Origin of the sequence: uncultured Campylobacter sp. (genome assembly GCF_938039245.1) — a bacterium.
Lineage (GTDB): Bacteria > Campylobacterota > Campylobacteria > Campylobacterales > Campylobacteraceae > Campylobacter_A.
On record NZ_CALHVN010000002.1, the window covers coordinates 41,307 to 57,913 of the forward strand.

Annotated in this window: 13 protein-coding genes; 6 read left to right on the forward strand and 7 right to left on the reverse strand. The window is 46.4% G+C overall.

Going from position 1 to position 16,607, the window contains the following annotated elements:
* Positions 1-50: 50 nt before the first annotated feature.
* Positions 51-563, reverse strand: a complete 513-nt coding sequence (gene lolA / locus Q0218_RS00520) for a LolA-like outer membrane lipoprotein chaperone (protein WP_295142355.1) — start codon at positions 561-563, stop codon at positions 51-53.
* 87 nt (positions 564-650) lie between these two features.
* Here lolA and secA point away from each other — a divergent pair, with 87 nt between their 5' ends.
* The gene (gene secA, locus Q0218_RS00525) at positions 651-3,236 is read left to right on the forward strand and encodes a preprotein translocase subunit SecA (RefSeq protein ID WP_297965279.1); all 2,586 of its coding nucleotides are present in this window, start codon (positions 651-653) and stop codon (positions 3,234-3,236) included.
* Positions 3,237-3,477: 241 nt separating this feature from the next.
* A complete protein-coding gene (locus tag Q0218_RS00530) occupies positions 3,478-4,674 on the forward strand; it encodes an ABC transporter permease (protein WP_297965281.1) in 1,197 nt (398 codons plus the stop codon).
* 492 nt (positions 4,675-5,166) lie between these two features.
* On the opposite strand, the gene Q0218_RS00535 is transcribed toward Q0218_RS00530, so the two are convergent.
* The 5 genes from Q0218_RS00535 to Q0218_RS00555 all read right to left on the reverse strand — a co-directional run bounded on the left by Q0218_RS00535 (position 5,167) and on the right by Q0218_RS00555 (position 11,482).
* Positions 5,167-5,598 (reverse strand): hypothetical protein, encoded by a 432-nt coding sequence (locus Q0218_RS00535; RefSeq protein WP_297965282.1) that lies wholly within the window; start codon positions 5,596-5,598, stop codon positions 5,167-5,169.
* A gap of 319 nt (positions 5,599-5,917) precedes the next feature.
* On the reverse strand, positions 5,918-7,156 hold the full coding sequence (locus Q0218_RS00540) for an ArsS family sensor histidine kinase (protein WP_297965284.1): 1,239 nt from the start codon (positions 7,154-7,156) through the stop codon (positions 5,918-5,920).
* Between the two features lie 16 nt (positions 7,157-7,172).
* Positions 7,173-7,865, reverse strand: coding sequence for a response regulator transcription factor (locus Q0218_RS00545; protein WP_295142339.1), 693 nt, complete (start codon positions 7,863-7,865; stop codon positions 7,173-7,175).
* A 292-nt stretch (positions 7,866-8,157) separates the two neighbouring features.
* Entirely contained in the window at positions 8,158-9,744 is a 1,587-nt protein-coding gene (locus tag Q0218_RS00550) for a DUF6138 family protein (RefSeq protein WP_297965286.1), read from the reverse strand.
* 319 nt (positions 9,745-10,063) lie between these two features.
* The gene (locus tag Q0218_RS00555) at positions 10,064-11,482 is read right to left on the reverse strand and encodes a Do family serine endopeptidase (RefSeq protein ID WP_297965288.1); all 1,419 of its coding nucleotides are present in this window, start codon (positions 11,480-11,482) and stop codon (positions 10,064-10,066) included.
* A 174-nt stretch (positions 11,483-11,656) separates the two neighbouring features.
* Here Q0218_RS00555 and Q0218_RS00560 point away from each other — a divergent pair, with 174 nt between their 5' ends.
* From Q0218_RS00560 to Q0218_RS00575, 4 genes are all read left to right on the forward strand, one after another.
* Entirely contained in the window at positions 11,657-12,547 is an 891-nt protein-coding gene (locus Q0218_RS00560) for a DnaJ C-terminal domain-containing protein (protein ID WP_297965290.1), read from the forward strand.
* A gap of 1 nt (position 12,548) precedes the next feature.
* Positions 12,549-12,926, forward strand: coding sequence for a helix-turn-helix transcriptional regulator (locus tag Q0218_RS00565; protein ID WP_297965292.1), 378 nt, complete (start codon positions 12,549-12,551; stop codon positions 12,924-12,926).
* Between the two features lie 124 nt (positions 12,927-13,050).
* Positions 13,051-14,496 carry a potassium/proton antiporter gene (locus Q0218_RS00570; protein WP_297965294.1) on the forward strand — a complete coding sequence of 482 codons (1,446 nt, stop codon included), beginning with the start codon at positions 13,051-13,053 and terminating at the stop codon, positions 14,494-14,496.
* 156 nt (positions 14,497-14,652) lie between these two features.
* Positions 14,653-15,165 (forward strand): hypothetical protein, encoded by a 513-nt coding sequence (locus tag Q0218_RS00575; protein WP_297965295.1) that lies wholly within the window; start codon positions 14,653-14,655, stop codon positions 15,163-15,165.
* 162 nt (positions 15,166-15,327) lie between these two features.
* Here the strand turns inward: Q0218_RS00575 and Q0218_RS00580 are convergent, their stop codons facing one another.
* A complete protein-coding gene (locus tag Q0218_RS00580; RefSeq protein WP_297965297.1) occupies positions 15,328-16,599 on the reverse strand; it encodes an aminotransferase class I/II-fold pyridoxal phosphate-dependent enzyme in 1,272 nt (423 codons plus the stop codon).
* Positions 16,600-16,607: the final 8 nt, after the last annotated feature.

A 16,607-nucleotide genomic window follows, 5' to 3' on the forward strand; every position in this document is an offset into this window, starting at 1 on the left:
ACGAAATCATTTAAAAGCGCTCGCGAGACAAGCCGCTTTTTGCAAAGAGTTTATTGGTTTATGACGTCATAATACGACGGTATCACCGGCGTCAGCAAATCATCGCTTATTTTAAAATCCTTCTTAGTATTGCTTAGCGTGATTTTGATCTTGTTGCCGAGCTTATCCTCGTAGTCGATTCTTGTCGGGATGTAGTTTTTGACGGTGATTAGGTACTCCACGCCGTCGTATTTGGCCTTATAAAGCGTATCGGTGATCTTAACCGCGTTTCTAACGACGTCGATTAAATTCGGCGCCTTTTCAAATTTAGAGACGATAGCTTGCTCGAGTGCATCCTCGATCACGACGACGCGGTTTTTATCAAAGTAGATTTTTTTAGGCGTCGGGCGCTCGTAGATCCAGTAGGCGCGGTTGTTGCTTTTTGCGTAAAATTTACCGTAGTAATCGACCGTTTCGCTCTCGCTCGTGATGGTTTGCACGAAGTCGCTTTGAAGCGTGACGAAATTTAACGTAGCCGCAAAAGCCGAGGCGCAAAATAGTAAAAATGCTAAAATTTTCTTCATATATTTTCCTTTACCGGGCAAAATTCTAGCTAAGTTTAAATAATAAAATGTTAAAATCCAAACTTTAATAAAATTTAAAGGCTAGAAATGATAACGGCGTTTATGCAAAAGATATTCGGCACGAAAAACGACAGGGAAGTAAAAAAATATTTCAAACGAGTCGCCTACATAAACTCTCTTGAAAGCAAATATCAAGCGATGAGCGACGATGAGCTGAAGGCTAAATTTAACGAATTTAAAGCGCAGGTGCAAAACGGCGAAAAGAGCCAGGACGAGCTGCTAGACGATGTATTTGCTATCGTGCGCGAGGTCGGTAAAAGGACGCTAAATATGCGCCATTTCGATGTTCAGCTAATCGGCGGCATGGTGCTAAACGACGGCAAGATCGCCGAGATGAAAACGGGCGAAGGTAAAACCCTCGTAGCAAGCCTACCCGTCGTGCTAAACGCGATGAGCGGTAAGGGCGTGCACGTCGTGACGGTAAACGACTATCTCGCCAAACGCGACGCGACGCAAATGGGCGAAATTTATAAATTCCTAGGCCTTAGCGTCGGCGTGATACTAGGCGGCGAATATGACGACGAAGCGCGAAAAGCCGCATACGCCAGCGATATCACGTACGGTACGAATAACGAATTTGGCTTTGACTACCTGCGCGATAATATGAAAATGGATTTCAAAGACAAGGTGCAAAGAGAGCATAACTTCGTCATCGTGGATGAGGTCGATAGTATCCTCATCGATGAGGCCAGGACGCCGCTCATCATCTCTGGCCCTGCAAATCGCACGCTAGACGGCTACATCAAAGCAAACGAAGTCGCGCGCCAGATGAAGCGCGGCGAACCGCCTGCGACTCCGCAAGAAAAGGCCACGGGCGACTTTGTCGTCGATGAGAAAAACCGCACGATTGCAATCACCGAAGAAGGCATCTCAAAGGCTGAAAAGCTCTTTGGCGTGGCAAATCTATACGATATGGAAAACGCAATTTTAAGCCACCACCTAGACCAAGCTCTAAAAGCGCACAATCTCTTTGAAAAGGACGTACACTACGTCGTTCGCGATGGACAAGTCGTCATCGTCGACGAATTTACGGGGCGCCTTAGCGAAGGACGAAGATTTAGCGAGGGCTTGCACCAAGCGCTAGAGGCCAAAGAGGGCGTAAAGATCCAAGAAGAGAGCCAAACGCTAGCAGACATTACGTTTCAAAACTACTTTAGGCTTTACAAAAAACTATCGGGTATGACGGGTACGGCTCAGACGGAGGCGACCGAGTTTTCGCAAATTTACAAGCTTGACGTCGTATCGATACCGACAAACGTGCCTGTTATAAGAAAAGACAACAACGATCTCATCTATAAAACCGAAAACGAGAAATTTAAAGCCGTGATTGACGAGATAAAAAAAGCTCACGACCGCGGTCAGCCCGTACTCGTGGGTACCGCCTCGATCGAAAAGAGCGAAAAGCTGCACAACCTGCTGGTAAAAGAAAAGATCCCCCACTCCGTATTAAACGCTAAAAATCACGAAAAAGAGGCCGAGATCATCGCCCAGGCCGGCGCCCGCGGAGCGGTTACGATCGCTACGAACATGGCCGGACGCGGCGTAGATATCCGTATCGACGACGAGGTGCGGGCTCTGGGCGGTCTATACATCATCGGTACCGAAAGACACGAAAGCCGCCGTATCGACAACCAGCTAAGAGGCCGCGCTGGACGTCAGGGCGATCCGGGAGTTAGCCGATTTTATCTAAGCCTTGAGGATAATTTGCTTAGAATATTCGGTAGCGACCGCATAAAGGCGATAATGACGCGTCTAGGTATCGAAGAGGGCGAAAGCATCGACTCTAAAATGGTCACTAGAGCCGTCGAAAATGCGCAAAAAAAGGTCGAGAGTTTGCACTTTGAATCAAGAAAACATATCCTAGAATACGACGACGTCGCAAACGAGCAGCGAAAAACGGTATATAAATTTAGAAACGAGCTTCTTGATCCGAATTTTGAAGTCGGCGAAAAGATCAAGCAAAATCGCGCCGAATTCGTCGAGCACCTGCTAGCTCAAGCCGAAATTTACGCAGGCGAGCCAAAGAGCGAGTATAACCTCGAAAAACTAAGCTCCGTGATAATCTCAAACGGTGCATTCATGCAGCCTGACGAGCTAAAAGATCTCGACTATGCCGAGCTTGCTAAGAAAATAACGGCTAAATTTGAGGCTGACTACGAGGAAAAAATGGGCGTAATAGGCGAAGATCAGCGTAAATACCTAGAAAAGGTGCTTTGCCTACAAGTGCTAGATACCGCGTGGCGCGAGCATCTATACCAGATGGATATCCTAAAAACCGGCATCGGACTGCGCGGCTACAACCAAAAAGATCCGCTCACCGAATATAAAAAAGAGAGCTTTAACCTCTTTATGGAGCTCGTTAGCCGCATCAAATTTGAAAGCATCAAGCTGCTAACGGCCGTACGCCTAAGCTTCTCCGAGCCTACCGAGTCTGCGCCGCAAGAAGCGCAAGATACTGAGGCTGCTAGCGCGCCCGAGAGCGAAGAAAAGCCCGGCAAAAAAGTATCCAGAAACGATCCGTGCCCGTGCGGAAGCGGTAAAAAATACAAAGACTGCCACGGCAAGAGCGGACCTAAAAAAGGAGCTTTTGCGGAGGATTGGGATAAAATTTAGCTTTGGCGTTTTGGCGGCGGCTTGCTAAATTTAGCATTTAAATTCGCCGCCGTTTTTATAGCAGCGCGAAGTCGTAAATTTAAAGCGCCTAGCCTTTGTGAGCGGTTTAAAAATTTGACGTCAAATTTGCGTAGATAGACGATTTAAAATTTAACCTCGCCTCAGCGCAAATTTAAACAAGACAGAGCGACGCAAAAGTAGCGAGCAAACCAAAGCCCAAATTTAAACAACGGAAAATCAAATGAGCCTAACCAAATATCTACTTTTTAAATATCTACGGTTTGATAAAACCCAGCCATTTATCATGCTTTCAGCACTTCTGGCGTTTCTTGGCGTCGGCGTCGGGCTCATGGTGCTTATCGTCGCGATGGCTATCATGAACGGCTTTGACAAGGAGTTTGAGCGCAAACTTTTTACCATGAACTACCCGATCACGATCCTCTCCGCCATACGCGGCAATATCGACGAGAGCGACGTTAGCGAGCTCAAGCAGAAGTTTCCGAATCTCAAATTTAGCCCATATATCATGAGTCAAGTTATCATAAAGGGGGCAAATAGCTTTGAGGGCGGACTGCTTTTTGGCGTAAATTCAGCCGATGAAAAGCAGATAAACTCGGTCGTGGCGGCAGGCCTTGAGGACCGCGAGCTAGACGGATACGGCCTGCTCGTAGGGCAAGGCGTCAAAAACGAGATGATGATAAATGAAAACGACAAACTAACGCTCATTTTTACTAAAAACGACCCGAGCGGCTTCGCGCTAACGCCTAAAATGAAGCGCTTTGACGTGGTAAGCTCGTTTAGCTCGGGGCTCGTGGCCTACGACAAAAGCTACCTTTATACTAGTGTGGAAGCGCTACGCAAAATACTCGAGTACGACGAGGGCAAATTTGACGGTATACACGTGTTTTCAAACGATCCGTTTGCCGACATCGAAAAGATCTCGCGCGAGCTGAGGTTAGGACAAAAAGCTATCGGCTGGTGGCAGCAAAACGGCAACTTTTTCTCCGCCTTGGCGCTCGAAAAGCGCGCGCTTTTCATTGTTTTGATGCTCATCATTCTGGTTGCCTCGCTAAATATCATAAGCTCGCTACTTATGACTGTCATGAACCGCCGCCAAGAGATCGCGCTACTGCTCTCGCTGGGCGCCAGCAAGGCCGAGATCAAAAAGAGCTTTTTTGCTCTAGGGGCCACTATAGGCGGGGGCGGGATAGTGTTTGGGCTCGTGCTCGGACTCTTTGGCGTGTGGTTGCTCGGCAGCTTTGATATCGTAAATTTGCCGGCCGACGTCTACGGTAGCGCTAAGCTTCCTATGGAGCTATCCTTGCTAGATCTTGCTATGATCTTGGTCGGAGCTATCGTCATCGTAGCGTTTTCGTCGTTTTATCCGGCCAAAAAAGCCGCACAGATAAACGTGCTTGAGACGCTTAGGAATGAATAGACGCCCCGTGCCTTGTATGCGTGGTTACGGGGTTTTTGCGTCGCGAAACTAAAATCAAAGCAAATCCTTTATAGGCTAAAAATACCCTCCGCTACTATGCGGCATTTGGTTAAAGGCGCCGTTTTTAAGATGATAAAATTTTAGCTCTGCTCTTAGAACCTAAAGGCTTTTTGGGCTAAATTTACGTAAAATCATAGGCTTATTTTTTGAACCTAGATTGCACCCTAGAGTGGACGCACTAAAATTTATAAGCTTTTAATCTTGATTTTATCGCTAAAATTTACTTAAAATTACGTCTACCGTATTAATTCGCATTTTGCCAGCTTGGCTATTTACGCTAATTTTAAGGTTTGGTGGGCCCGAGAATTTATGCTTAATCTCTTTGCTTGTATTGCGCCTTTGAGACGATTTGCTTGATTTTATCGTAGGTTTTGAAATCATCGGCCCGTCTGCTTGAGTGTACAGATGGGCTATTTTTGTGCGGTGGCTAATTTAATCAATCTCCCGTATCTTTTTAGTCTGCTTTAAAAATATCCCTATCCGCTCAAGTTGCGCCGCATCTAGCGCTCTGCCCGAGTAAAAATACTCCACGCTGTTGCCGTTTGGATAGTAAATTTTGCCGCTTACGTCTGACACACTTGCGGCGTCGCTATCTTGGAGCGAGCTTTTTGCGTCGTTTGTCGCCAGGTAAAAGTCGTTTGAATTTTTAGCGCCGTCAAGATTTGAGCCGTCTGAGAGCTGCGGGCGTAAAATTTGACCCTCTCGCAAAAACGGCAAATCTGCTTTGTCTGCTTTGGTTTCCAAGCCTTGCGAACTCAATTTTTGCTTGCAGTCACTGTTTTTGCTACAAATTTTGCCTGCGCTCTCAAAACCAAAAGTGCCGATTTGGCTACCCGCGTCAAATTTAGCCGCCCGCGAGAGCAAATCCTCGCCGCGCGCAAGCTTTAGCCCTCCGCCCAGCTTGCTTGCAAGGCGGTTTAGCGTGCCGCCTATACCGTCGATGATGCGCCCGCAAGAAGACTAAATTCGCGCCCGTAAAGTCTTTTTATTATGAGTAGCGAGCAGTCGCTAAATTTGACTATAAATTTGAAACGAGCGCTAAATTTGCGGCTCAAATTTTGGCGTTTAGTTAGTCGCAAACGATACGCTGAATTTTAAAATTTAAGCAAATGTAACTCGGTTTAAATTTTGACTCAAATTTTATCCGCGCACCTCAAATTTAGCAAAATGCTCAAATCTACGTCTACGCCGCGATATTTTGCAGATTTTCAAAGCTAAATACGTTTAGTCCGTTTTTGTATTCGTAGCTTAGAGTTAGCTTGTGGGCTTTGATTATGTTTTCTACGATATAGAGCCCCAGACCGAAGCTCTTTTGCGCGTTTTCGCCCTTGGTAAAGGGCTCTACGTAGTGGCGCAGCTCCTTTGACAGCCGCTCGCCTTCGTTGATAAATTTGATCGACTCGCGCGTGATCGTGATATTTACGTGCTTGTTTGGGGAGTATTTTAGCGCGTTATCGATCATATTTTTGGCGGCGATCGCTAGTAGCTTAAAGTCCGCATTTAGGTTCACGTCTTCTAGCTTGCTAATAGTAACCTGCCCTGGATCAACCATCGCGATATCCAGAGCCTCGTCGATGATATCGTCGATACGGCAAATTTTAGTGTTATTTAGCGCGATGTTTGAGGTGACCTGCTCGACGGCGGCAAATTCGTTTATGAGATTTTCGAGCTTTATAAACACCGACACTAGTCGCTCTTGATTTTTGCTTTTTTCGATCATTTCGGCGGCTAGGCGGCCTTTGGTGATCGGGGTTTTTAGCTCGTGCATTATGTTTCTTAAAAACAGCTTGCGCGACGCGTTTAAATTTTTGATCTGACAAACCGCGTCGTAAAACGCCTCCGCAACCTCGGAAATTTCGTCGTTACCGCTGCTAACGTTTTGCACTTCGTCGATCTCGCCCGCGGCAAATTTAGCTATCTGGCGCTTTAGTTTTCTTAGCGGTTTTAGCTTCCTGATAACAAAAACGTAAGCGGCCAAAAGTATGATCGCCACTAGCGAAAAGATGATCTTGATGATGTCGTAGCGGTACGGCTGGTAGTCGTTATCCTTTAAAAGCAGGACTTTATCCACGTGCTGGACTTTTAGATAGTGGTGATTTTGATAGATCATGATAGCGCTGGAGCCGATGTCTGCTGATATCTCCTCAAGCACGGTTGCGTTTGCTAGGATCTCCTCTTTTTGCCGCTCGTTCGTGATCTCAGGCATCTTAAAGTCGCCCGTTTGGCGCTCGTACTCTTTTTCGTTTATGATACCGCTCATCAAAAAGAGCTGGTTTCTAGCGATCGTGGAGTACTTGGCGTTTAGCTCGCGCGCGTAGTTTTGCTTGTCGTAGTCCATCAGCCACAAAAATGCTAAAAATATGCTTGTTAGCGCCAAAGCGAAGATAAAAGTGATAGTGTAAAAAACCGATGAGCGTTTCATTTGCGGGCTTTAAAATTTACTGCATTAGCTTGTAGCCGATGCCGCGGATAGCGTGGATGTATCTTGGCTCTTTCGGATCGTCGCCTAGCTTGCCTCTGATGCGGCCGATGATGACGTCGATGCTCTTGTTCGTCGAGTCCTCGCTGATGCTCGCGCAGTTGTAGATAAACTCCTCGCGAGTGATGGCGCCGCCTTCTTTTTGAAGCATGTATTTTAGGATGTCGTACTCCGCGGCGGTCAAATTTAACGGCTCGCCTTTTAGCGTGATGACGTGTTTAAAGTCGTCTACCGCGATATCTTTCTCGCGCGCAGGCTCCTTTGTGCCGCTTAAATTTGCGCCCGCTACCGCGCTTTGGCGGCGCAGGTGGCTTTTGATACGAGCTAGCAGCTCTTGCGGGTCGTAGGGCTTTGGCAGGTAGTCGTCCGCGCCGTTATCTAGGGCGTTTACTTTGTCCGTGATGTCGTGGCGCGCGCTTGAGATAATGATGGGCACGTCGTGGCGCTTGCGGATCTCTTTGCATACCTCTAGGCCGTCAAGCCCCGGCAGCGTGAGGTCTAAGATCACGAGGTCGAATTTCTCGACATTTAGCGTCGAAAGGCCGATGTAGGGCTCCTCCGCCGTCTTTACGTCCATATCGCTTTTTGCTAAAAACTCGGTCAAAATTTCCGCCAGCTCTAAATCGTCTTCTATCATCAAAATTTTTATCATCGGCCATCCTTTTTTGCGGTAATTATAACGAGTTTTGGCTAAATTTTTAATGGCGGCCGCGGCTAGTTCCTTGCGCGTCTTTAAATGATTTTTGCTTCGCTTTGCTCTTAGCTGCAAGCAGAGCGTAATTCAAACCCCTTCCTTCTTAACATAAAAAATAGCATCAAATTTAACTCACTCAAATTTGGCGCTTTCAAGACTTGGGTCTAGGTTCGTCAAATTTAGTAAAATTGGCTCCAAATTTGAGCGTAAAAAGTCAATATGCGCAAGAGACAAGCCTATAAAATCGCAATCAACCAGAAATTTCCTTCTCCCAGCCCCGCCCCCAGGCCGCATACGCCGCATTTTCCTTTTTATAACCTTTTAGGTTCTCAAGAGCGCGCAAAAACAGGGCTTTATTTGCAGGTTCGTCCATTAGCGCACGTAAATTTTTATAAATTTTATCATCCTGATACGACGAGAAGGCGTCGACCAATACATCCAAGCTCTGCGCGCTAACGCCGTATCTATCGATAAAAGCCTCGATAAATTTTATATGCGCGCTTTGATGTTCGTCGTCTACGTTTTTAAAATACTGCTTAGCTAGCGCGAAATATTTCTCGCTTTTTAGCGCAAGGCCAAATACCGCGTAACTGCCCGTCATTAGGCACTTTTCGTCGTTTATATCGGCGTAAAATTCGTATTTATGCCTTAGAGCTTCTTTGGCGTAAAGCTCAAGCTCCGAGTCTACCTCATGCGCTAATGCAGTAGCGAAAAATCGTTGCGTCTGCGTCTTTTCAAGCCCTTTTACCGGCAGATAAATTTTATCCGCTTTTGAGCTAAATTTAACGGCGTAGCTAGCCGCAAAGCCCGCACGCAGCAGATTTACGATAAAGATTAGCACCTTTTTGTAAGCCTGAGGCGTTTCGTTTTTGATTTTTACGCTAATTTGCGCAAAAACATCGTTTGCGGCGCACTCTACGTCCGCGTCTTTAAAACTCGTTAGGCTTTCGTCTAGCTCGCCTGTGCCGCAGTCTAAATACTTCTGCGCCTGCGCCGAACCGAAAATCAGAGCCGCGCTTTCTAGGTCTTTGCGCGCAAATTTTACGTCCCAGCTAAAGCTTTTATATTTGATCCGCCAAAATGCCGCTCTCACGAAAAGCGCAAGCTCGCCGGCGCTTACGTTTTGGGGTTTAAAGTCCTTTTTAAGCTCATAAGTCCTCTCCCAATCATCGCCGCAAATATCGTAAAATTTAGGCATAAATTTATCGTCTCGCCAATCTTGCAGATAGCAAGTAAGCGCCTCTTTAAACTCATCGGTTAGATGTTTGCTTTTAGAATCCCGCACGGCTAGCTCAAACTTTTCTATCAGCTCTATAAGCGCAAATTCGTCATACTCCATAAGAGGCAGATCAAAAACGTGTCCCATAAATACGTAAAGCTCGCGTTCGTTCTTGACCTTTACCGTGCGTCTAGTAACTACCTCGTCCATATAGCCTTCTAGCCTGCGCTTTAGCTCAGCCTTTCTAGCCGCATTTTCAAAGTAAAATTTACGCGGCGAGTCCTCGCTTTCAAATTTGACCGATAAATTTAGCTTATACGCGAAAAACGGCATGTTATTTTCGTCTAAAAATTCCTCCTCTACGCCCTTTACGATGAGCGGCAAAACCTCTTTTAGCTCATCCTCGCTAAGCTTGCTCGCCTCATAATACGAGTCGCTATAAGACATGCTAAAACCGCATCTGCCGCACTCTAACGTAAAAGTGTCGTGATAACCTTCCTGCACGCGGCACCGCGAGTATGGAGCCTCGCCTTTGTAGCGCTCTTTTAGCTCCTTTTTTATCGTTAGATTTATCTCGTTTTTTATTTTGCCAGCCAGCGAGATTTGGTTTTCGTTCATGCTTTATCCTTTTTAGATAGATTTTGAAATTTAGCCTAAATTTGCTTAAGAGCAGGCATCTGGGCAAGCTTAGCGGAGGCTAAAATCAAATAAACCCTGCAGAGTAAATTTAAAATGCGGTTTATTTTTAGACGGCAAACGAGCGCGGGGTTTTAAAACGGTAAATTTAGACTGCGGGCAAGGATTTTAAATCAAGCAAAGGCATAAACCTGACGCTGCGATAAAATAGGGTAAATTTAAGCTTGCTTGATAGAGGCAAGCCGGCGAAAAAAAAGATAAATTTAGAAAAAGGCGCATTTTACCGCGCCTTAGTCTTAGATTATTTGATAACAAGACCTTGGAAAAGTCCGCCGCGATTGACCCAAACGAGAGTTTTTTTGCCTTTGGCGTTTGCTACGGCTTTGTTAAAGTCGTCTAAATTTTTGATATTTTCCTCGGCGACCTGGATGATGATATCGCCTTTTTCAAAGCCGAATTTTTCGGCATTTGAGCCTGATTTTACGTCTGTAACGAGCACGCCTGCGACGTCTGAGGCTAGTCTATACTTAAACCTCGCGTTATCGTCGATCGACGTTACGCTAAGGCCGTCTATCGCCGAGTCGCCTTTGGTCGCTTTGCCGCCGCTTGACTGGGCGTTGGCGTTGGCTAGTTTTATCTTGGCGGTCTCTAGTTTGCCCGAGCGCTCGTAGCTTAGCGTGATCTCTTTGTTTGGAGCTAGCGAGCCGATGAGATTTTTTAGGTCGTTTGCGTTTTTGATATCTTTATCGTCGATTTTTACGACCAGATCGCCTCGTTTAATGCCCGCGATATCGGCCGGCAATCCCTTTTCTACGCTGCTAATTAGCGCGCCTTCTTTATTTTTGTAGATCTCTTTTTGCTGCTCGTTGAGATTTGCTATCATCACGCCGATATATCCGCGCTCGATCTTGCCGTCTTCGATGAGTTTTTTGGCGATATCTTTGGTCATATTTGACGGGATGGCAAAGCCGATGCCGTTGTTTCCGCCGCTGCGGCTAAGGATAGCTGAGTTTATGCCCACTAGATAGCCGCGGCTATCGACTAGCGCGCCGCCTGAGTTGCCGGGATTTATCGAAGCGTCGGTTTGGATGAAATTTTCGTATTGATTTAGTCCAATGTTGTCTTTATTTAGGCCTGAGACTATGCCCTGAGTGATACTGCCGCCAACGCCGAAAGGATTTCCGATGGCAAAAACTATATCTCCTTCCATTAGCTTAGCCGAGTCGGCAAAAGGTATGGCTTTTAGCTCTTTAGCGTCGATTTTGATGATAGCTAGGTCGGTTTTGGGATCGGTGCCGATGATTTTAGCTTTGTACTCTTTGTCGCTATCTAGCAGCGTGACTACGATCTCGTCGCTATCTTCTACTACGTGGTTGTTGGTCACGATGTAGCCGTCGGAGGAGATGATGACGCCAGATCCTAAAGAACTGCTTTTTTGCTTTTCTTGAGGGATATTAAACTGAAATCCGAAGAAATCTTTAAAAAAAGGATCGTTAAACATATCGCCCATATCGGCTCCCGCGCCGTTTAGCGTTTTTGTAGTGGAGATATTTACGACCGATTTTTTAGCATCGGCGATGGAGCTATTGTAGGAGAGGACGACGTTTTTATTAAATTCGGGATTTATTCTAGTAAAATCCTCTGCCGGTTCGTTAAAATTTATGCTTGCGGCAAAGATTGCGCAAGACGTAGCCAAAGATAATACGGTTATCTTTTTCATTGCTTTTCCTTTTGGATAAAATTTTTCAAAGCGCGATTATATGGCGCTAAGCTCAATGTAAAGTTAATTATTCTTTAAGCCGTTTAAAATTATCTTATTTACTATACTTGATTGACATACGCTAAAGCTTTGTGCTATAATCGCTATAAAATTAATTGACTAAAAGGATATAATATGAGCAATAGTCTTTACGAAACGTTAGGCGTGTCCGAAAAGGCTTCCGCAGACGAGATAAAAAAGGCGTATAGGAGGCTGGCGCGCAAATATCACCCCGATATCAACAAAGATCCCGGCGCAGAGGATAAATTTAAAGAAATAAACGCCGCGTATGAAATTTTAAGCGACGAAAAAAAGCGCGCGCAGTACGACAGGCACGGCGACGCGATGTTTGGCGGACAGAATTTCCATGATTTTGCGAGCAGCTCGGGCATGGGAAATTTGGACGAAATTTTAAAAAATATCTTCGGCGGCGGCTTTAGCGGTAGCGCTAGCGGTTTTGGCGGTTTTTCTAGCAGGGGCGGTTTTGGCGGCTTTAGGCAGACGGGCGGATTTAGCGGCTTTGATGACGAGGAGGATATGGACTCGCGTGCAAAGGTAACTATCCCGTTTGACGTAGCGGTAAAGGGCGGCGAGCACTCGATAAATTTTAACGGCGAAAACATCAAAATAAAAATTCCAAACGGCATAAATAACGGCGAAAAGCTACGCATAAAAGGCAAAGGTAACGGCGGGCGCGGAGATCTGATACTAACCGTAAATATCGCGCCTAGCGACGAGTACGAAAGAGACGGCGACGATCTATATAAAGACGTACTAATTCCTCTAAAAACGATGATGTTTGGCGGCAAGATAGAGGTAAAAACGCCTAAAAAAGACGTCACGATAAAAATCGCCGAAAACTCAAAATCCGGGCAAAAAATCAGGCTCAAAGGGTACGGCGTGCAAAATAGAAAAAGCGGGATATTCGGCGATCTCTACCTGCGAGCGCGCGTGTCTTTGCCGGACGTAAATGCCTTAGACGGCGAGCTAGCCGAGCTTATGAAGCAAAAACTTCCGGAGGTATAAGATGAAGCAATACGAAGAACCGGTCTATCTAATCAGCGTCGTAGCAAAGGTCCTCTCCATACATCCGCAAACGCTGCGCCAATACGAACGCGAGGGGCTGCTGGAGCCCTCAAGAACCGAGGGTAAGATGCGCCTTTACTCGGAAAAAGATATGGACCGCATCAAGATGATACTGCGTCTAACGCGCGATCTGGGCGTAAATTTAGCGGGCGTTGATATCATCTTGCAGCTAAAAGATCAGATCGAGCAGTCTGAGGCCGTGATAAGGCAGATGAAAGAGGAGCTGGCTAAATTCGAACAAAGCGCCGTGCCGTCCAAAAAAGCTCTGGTAAAGCGTAAAAATAGCTTTGATCTCATCTTTTACGATGATAAAAATTAATCCTTTTTATCGTTAAAAAAGGTAAAATCGGGTAAAATTTACCTATAAAACGCGCCAAATTTGAGGCTATTTGAGCGCTAAATTTAGCCTAAAATTTGTCCGCTTTGAACCCAAATGAGGCACAATGTTAGAAACTTTTTTACTATTTTTCTCTATCCTGCTTATCGCTTGTATCGTCTCTAGCAAGGTTTCAGATAGATTCGGCGTTCCGTCCTTAGTCGTTTTTTTAGCAGTGGGCATGCTCGCGGGCTCGGACGGGCTGCTCGGACTTGCTTTCGATAATCGCCAAGTCGCCCAGGACGTCGGCACTATAGCGCTTATTTTTATACTTTACGCGGGCGGTCTTGATACGAATCTAAAATCTATCCGCCCCGTTATGGTAAACGGCATCATCCTAGCAACTCTTGGCGTCGTGCTTACTGCTGGCATGATAGCCGTGCTGGTAAAATACCTGCTAGGCCTTGACTGGCTAGAGGCTTTGCTCTTTGGCTCTATCATCTCCTCGACCGACGCTGCCGCGGTGTTTGCGATACTAGGAGCAAAGGAAATTTTGCTGCGAAATAATATTCGCCCGCTTTTAGAGCTAGAGTCCGGATCGAACGACCCGATGGCGATCTTTTTAACCGTCACGATACTGCAAATCATCTCTATAGCTACGATTCCTAGCGTTCCGGACGTCGCGCTTACGTTAGTAAAGCAGTTTTTGCTAGGCGGGCTGATGGGCTATATGTTTGGCGTCGCGCTGCCGGGGCTTTTTAACCGCCTTAGGCTTGAGTACTGGGGGCTTTACCCCGTGTTTTCGATGGCTTGGGTGATGCTTTTATACGTGCTGGCGGGCAAGGTCGGGGGCAACGGCTTTCTTGCCGTATATATCGCGGGAATGTTTATAAACAAAAAAGAGTTCGCGCATAAGAAAAATTTGATCGGTTTTCACGACGGTATCGCGTGGACGATGCAGATCGTCATCTTTTTGACGCTGGGACTTTTGGTGAATCCTTCCCAGTTGCCTGCCGTCGCGCTTGCGGGTGCCGTGGTTGCGTTTTGGATCATGTTCGTCGCGCGTCCTATGGGCGTTTTTCTCTCGCTCTTGCTTTCTAGGTATAATGTTAAAGAAAAGATATTTATCTCATGGGTCGGACTTCGCGGCGTCGTTCCTATCGTACTTGCGACCTATCCGTTCGGGGCAAATTTACCGAATTCCGAGCTAATCTTTAACACGATATTTTTCGTCGTATTCGTCTCGATCATCATCCAGGGCATGACCCTAGAAAAGGTCGCGCAAAAATGCGGCGTCAAAGAAGAAGTCGCGCCAAAAGAGGTCGAGATGTCGAATTTGCCGATCTTTTACCACACTTTACGCCAGCACACCATACGCTTTGACTCCGAAGTCGTGGGCAAAAACCTAGCCGAGCTTGAGCTGCCTAGCGACTTTTTGGTGCTACTCATCAAGCGCAAGGGCGAATACATCAAACCGACGGGCTCATCGGTGTTTGAAGAAGGCGACTTGCTACTGATCCAGTGCGAGGACGAAAACAAATACAACGAAACCTTAAAGACGTTTACGGCGTAAATTTACCGCCGTTTACGTAAAATTTAAAGAAAGGAAAAAGAAATGAAATTTGATGGAATGACTTTATCTACATTTTCAAGCGCGTTTAGAAGATTACGTAAGAAAAAAGGATTAGATAATTCGAAAAAACAAGACAAGAGTAAGGGAGAATAAGCAATGAAAAGTATATTATTTATTATAACATTATTTTTGAGTATGTTAAATTTGAATGCTTATGAAGTAAATCCTGATGTATTTCATAAAGAAAAAAATAATACAAATAAAGAAAAAGTAGATTGCTCTGACCCTAAAAATCGCCCTCGTGATATAGGAGGAATATTGAGGGGGGGGGGGGGGAAAAAAGAGTGTTTTGTTAATCGTGGCACGGCAGAGCGCGCTAAACGTGATTTGGATTTAACTATCGGTAGAAACCCAGTTACGGGCAAAGTAACGTCAAAAGCCGAGCTAGCGGGCGGCGATAAAGCGACTAATAACCTTGAGGCGGCGCAGATGAACTATGGCAAAAAGAAATTTGAGTTAGAAGAGGCAGAAAAGGCTTATTCAGAAGATATTAGCATAGAAAATTCTCGTCGTGTTAAAAAGGCTCGGAAAGCCTTTGAAAAAGCACAGTTAGACTTAGAGGCAGCGGAAGAGATAAAAGAAAAAGCCGATAAGAAAAAGGGCAAGTAGCCTGCTCAAATTTGAGCTTGGACGAGTTAAGGATCAAGAGGGCTTCCCTCTTGATCAAATTTAACAATCTAGCGTTTAGTCCCTAAGCGGCGAAGCCGCTTAGGGGTATATTTAAATCTAGCTTAAATCTAGCCGAATTTATCTTTCAAATTTAACCCTATTTTACTCCAAAGCCTGCGCCAGATCGGCGATGAGGTCGTCTGCGTTTTCTAGGCCGACGCTGATTCTGATTAGTTCTTTTGTTATGCCGGCTTTGATTAGCTCCTCGCTTGAGAGCTGCTGGTGTGTGGTGGATGCGGGGTGCGTGATGAGCGACTTTGAGTCGCCGATATTTACGACTATTTTAAAGAGCTTTACCTTGCTAAGCATCTTTACGGCGCGCTCATAGCTATCGGTTTCAAAGCACATTAGCCCGCTAGCCATGCCGTCCTCGAAGTATTTTTGCGCCTTTTCGTGCTCCGGATCGCTTTTTAGCGTCGGATAGGTTACGCGTTTTACGTATTTGTGCGAGTTTAAAAACTCGGCGATCTTGCGCGCATTTTGCGAGTGTCTCTCGATACGAACGCTTAACGTCTCAAGCCCCTGGATGAGCTGCCATGAGTTAAAAGGCGAGATCGTAGCGCCTATATCGCGCACCAAAGCTACCCTCATGCGCAGCGTATAGATGTCGAATTTATCCGCCATCTGGGCGTAAACCAGCCCGTGATAGCTCTCGTCTGGCACGTTAAAGTGCGCGTATCTGGCGTTGCCGACTAGTTTGGCGTTTAAATTTTTACTAGCGACGACTGCGCCCGCTAGGCTTAGGCCCTGACCGCAGATATATTTGCTCGCGCTATGCACGACGACGTCGATGCCGTGATTTAGCGGCTGGAAAATGATCGGCGTAGGCACGGTGTTATCAGCGATCGTTACGACGCCGTGCTTGTCTGCTATCTCGACGATTTTTTTAAAATTCGGGATTGCGATTTGCGGATTTGATAGCGTCTCGAAAAATATCGCGCGCGTTTTGTCGTCTATCAAATTTTCAAGATCGTCCGCCGTGTCGCTATCAAACACTCGCGCCTCGATGCCAAAACGCTTAAGCGTATGTATGAAAAGAACCATCGTGCCGCCGTAAATTTTCTTTGCTACGACGATGTTGTCGCCGACTGCGGCTAAATTTGCGATCGAGTAAAAGATCGCCGACTGGCCGCTAGCCGTCACGATAGAGGCCGAGCCCTCCTCGAGCGCGGCTATACGGCTCTCTAGCACGTCCGTCGTCGGGTTGCCCAGTCTCGTGTAGATGTGGCCCGGGTCTTCTAGCGCGAACCTCGCCGCAGCCGCCTCGGCGCTACCGAAATCATAAGCCGTAGTCTGGTAAATCGGCACCGCCATGGCACCAGGGCCAGCCTTAGTATCGTAGCCGTAGTGCGTGGCGATCGTCTCTTTTTGCATGTGTCTCT

Excerpts from the sequence above, each read along its gene's own strand:
- Q0218_RS00540 (WP_297965284.1), bottom strand. The coding sequence starts at position 7,156 with ATGAAACGCTCATCGGTTTTTTACACTATCACTTTTATCTTCGCTTTG.
- Q0218_RS00545 (WP_295142339.1), bottom strand. The coding sequence starts at position 7,865 with ATGATAAAAATTTTGATGATAGAAGACGATTTAGAGCTGGCGGAAATT.
- Q0218_RS00550 (WP_297965286.1), bottom strand. The coding sequence starts at position 9,744 with ATGAACGAAAACCAAATCTCGCTGGCTGGCAAAATAAAAAACGAGATA.
- Q0218_RS00565 (WP_297965292.1), top strand. The coding sequence starts at position 12,549 with ATGAAGCAATACGAAGAACCGGTCTATCTAATCAGCGTCGTAGCAAAG.
- Q0218_RS00575 (WP_297965295.1), top strand. The coding sequence starts at position 14,653 with ATGAAAAGTATATTATTTATTATAACATTATTTTTGAGTATGTTAAAT.
- secA (WP_297965279.1), top strand. The coding sequence starts at position 651 with ATGATAACGGCGTTTATGCAAAAGATATTCGGCACGAAAAACGACAGG.
- Q0218_RS00580 (WP_297965297.1), bottom strand. The coding sequence starts at position 16,599 with ATGCAAAAAGAGACGATCGCCACGCACTACGGCTACGATACTAAGGCT.
- Q0218_RS00555 (WP_297965288.1), bottom strand. The coding sequence starts at position 11,482 with ATGAAAAAGATAACCGTATTATCTTTGGCTACGTCTTGCGCAATCTTT.
- Q0218_RS00570 (WP_297965294.1), top strand. The coding sequence starts at position 13,051 with ATGTTAGAAACTTTTTTACTATTTTTCTCTATCCTGCTTATCGCTTGT.
- Q0218_RS00560 (WP_297965290.1), top strand. The coding sequence starts at position 11,657 with ATGAGCAATAGTCTTTACGAAACGTTAGGCGTGTCCGAAAAGGCTTCC.
- lolA (WP_295142355.1), bottom strand. The coding sequence starts at position 563 with ATGAAGAAAATTTTAGCATTTTTACTATTTTGCGCCTCGGCTTTTGCG.
- Q0218_RS00530 (WP_297965281.1), top strand. The coding sequence starts at position 3,478 with ATGAGCCTAACCAAATATCTACTTTTTAAATATCTACGGTTTGATAAA.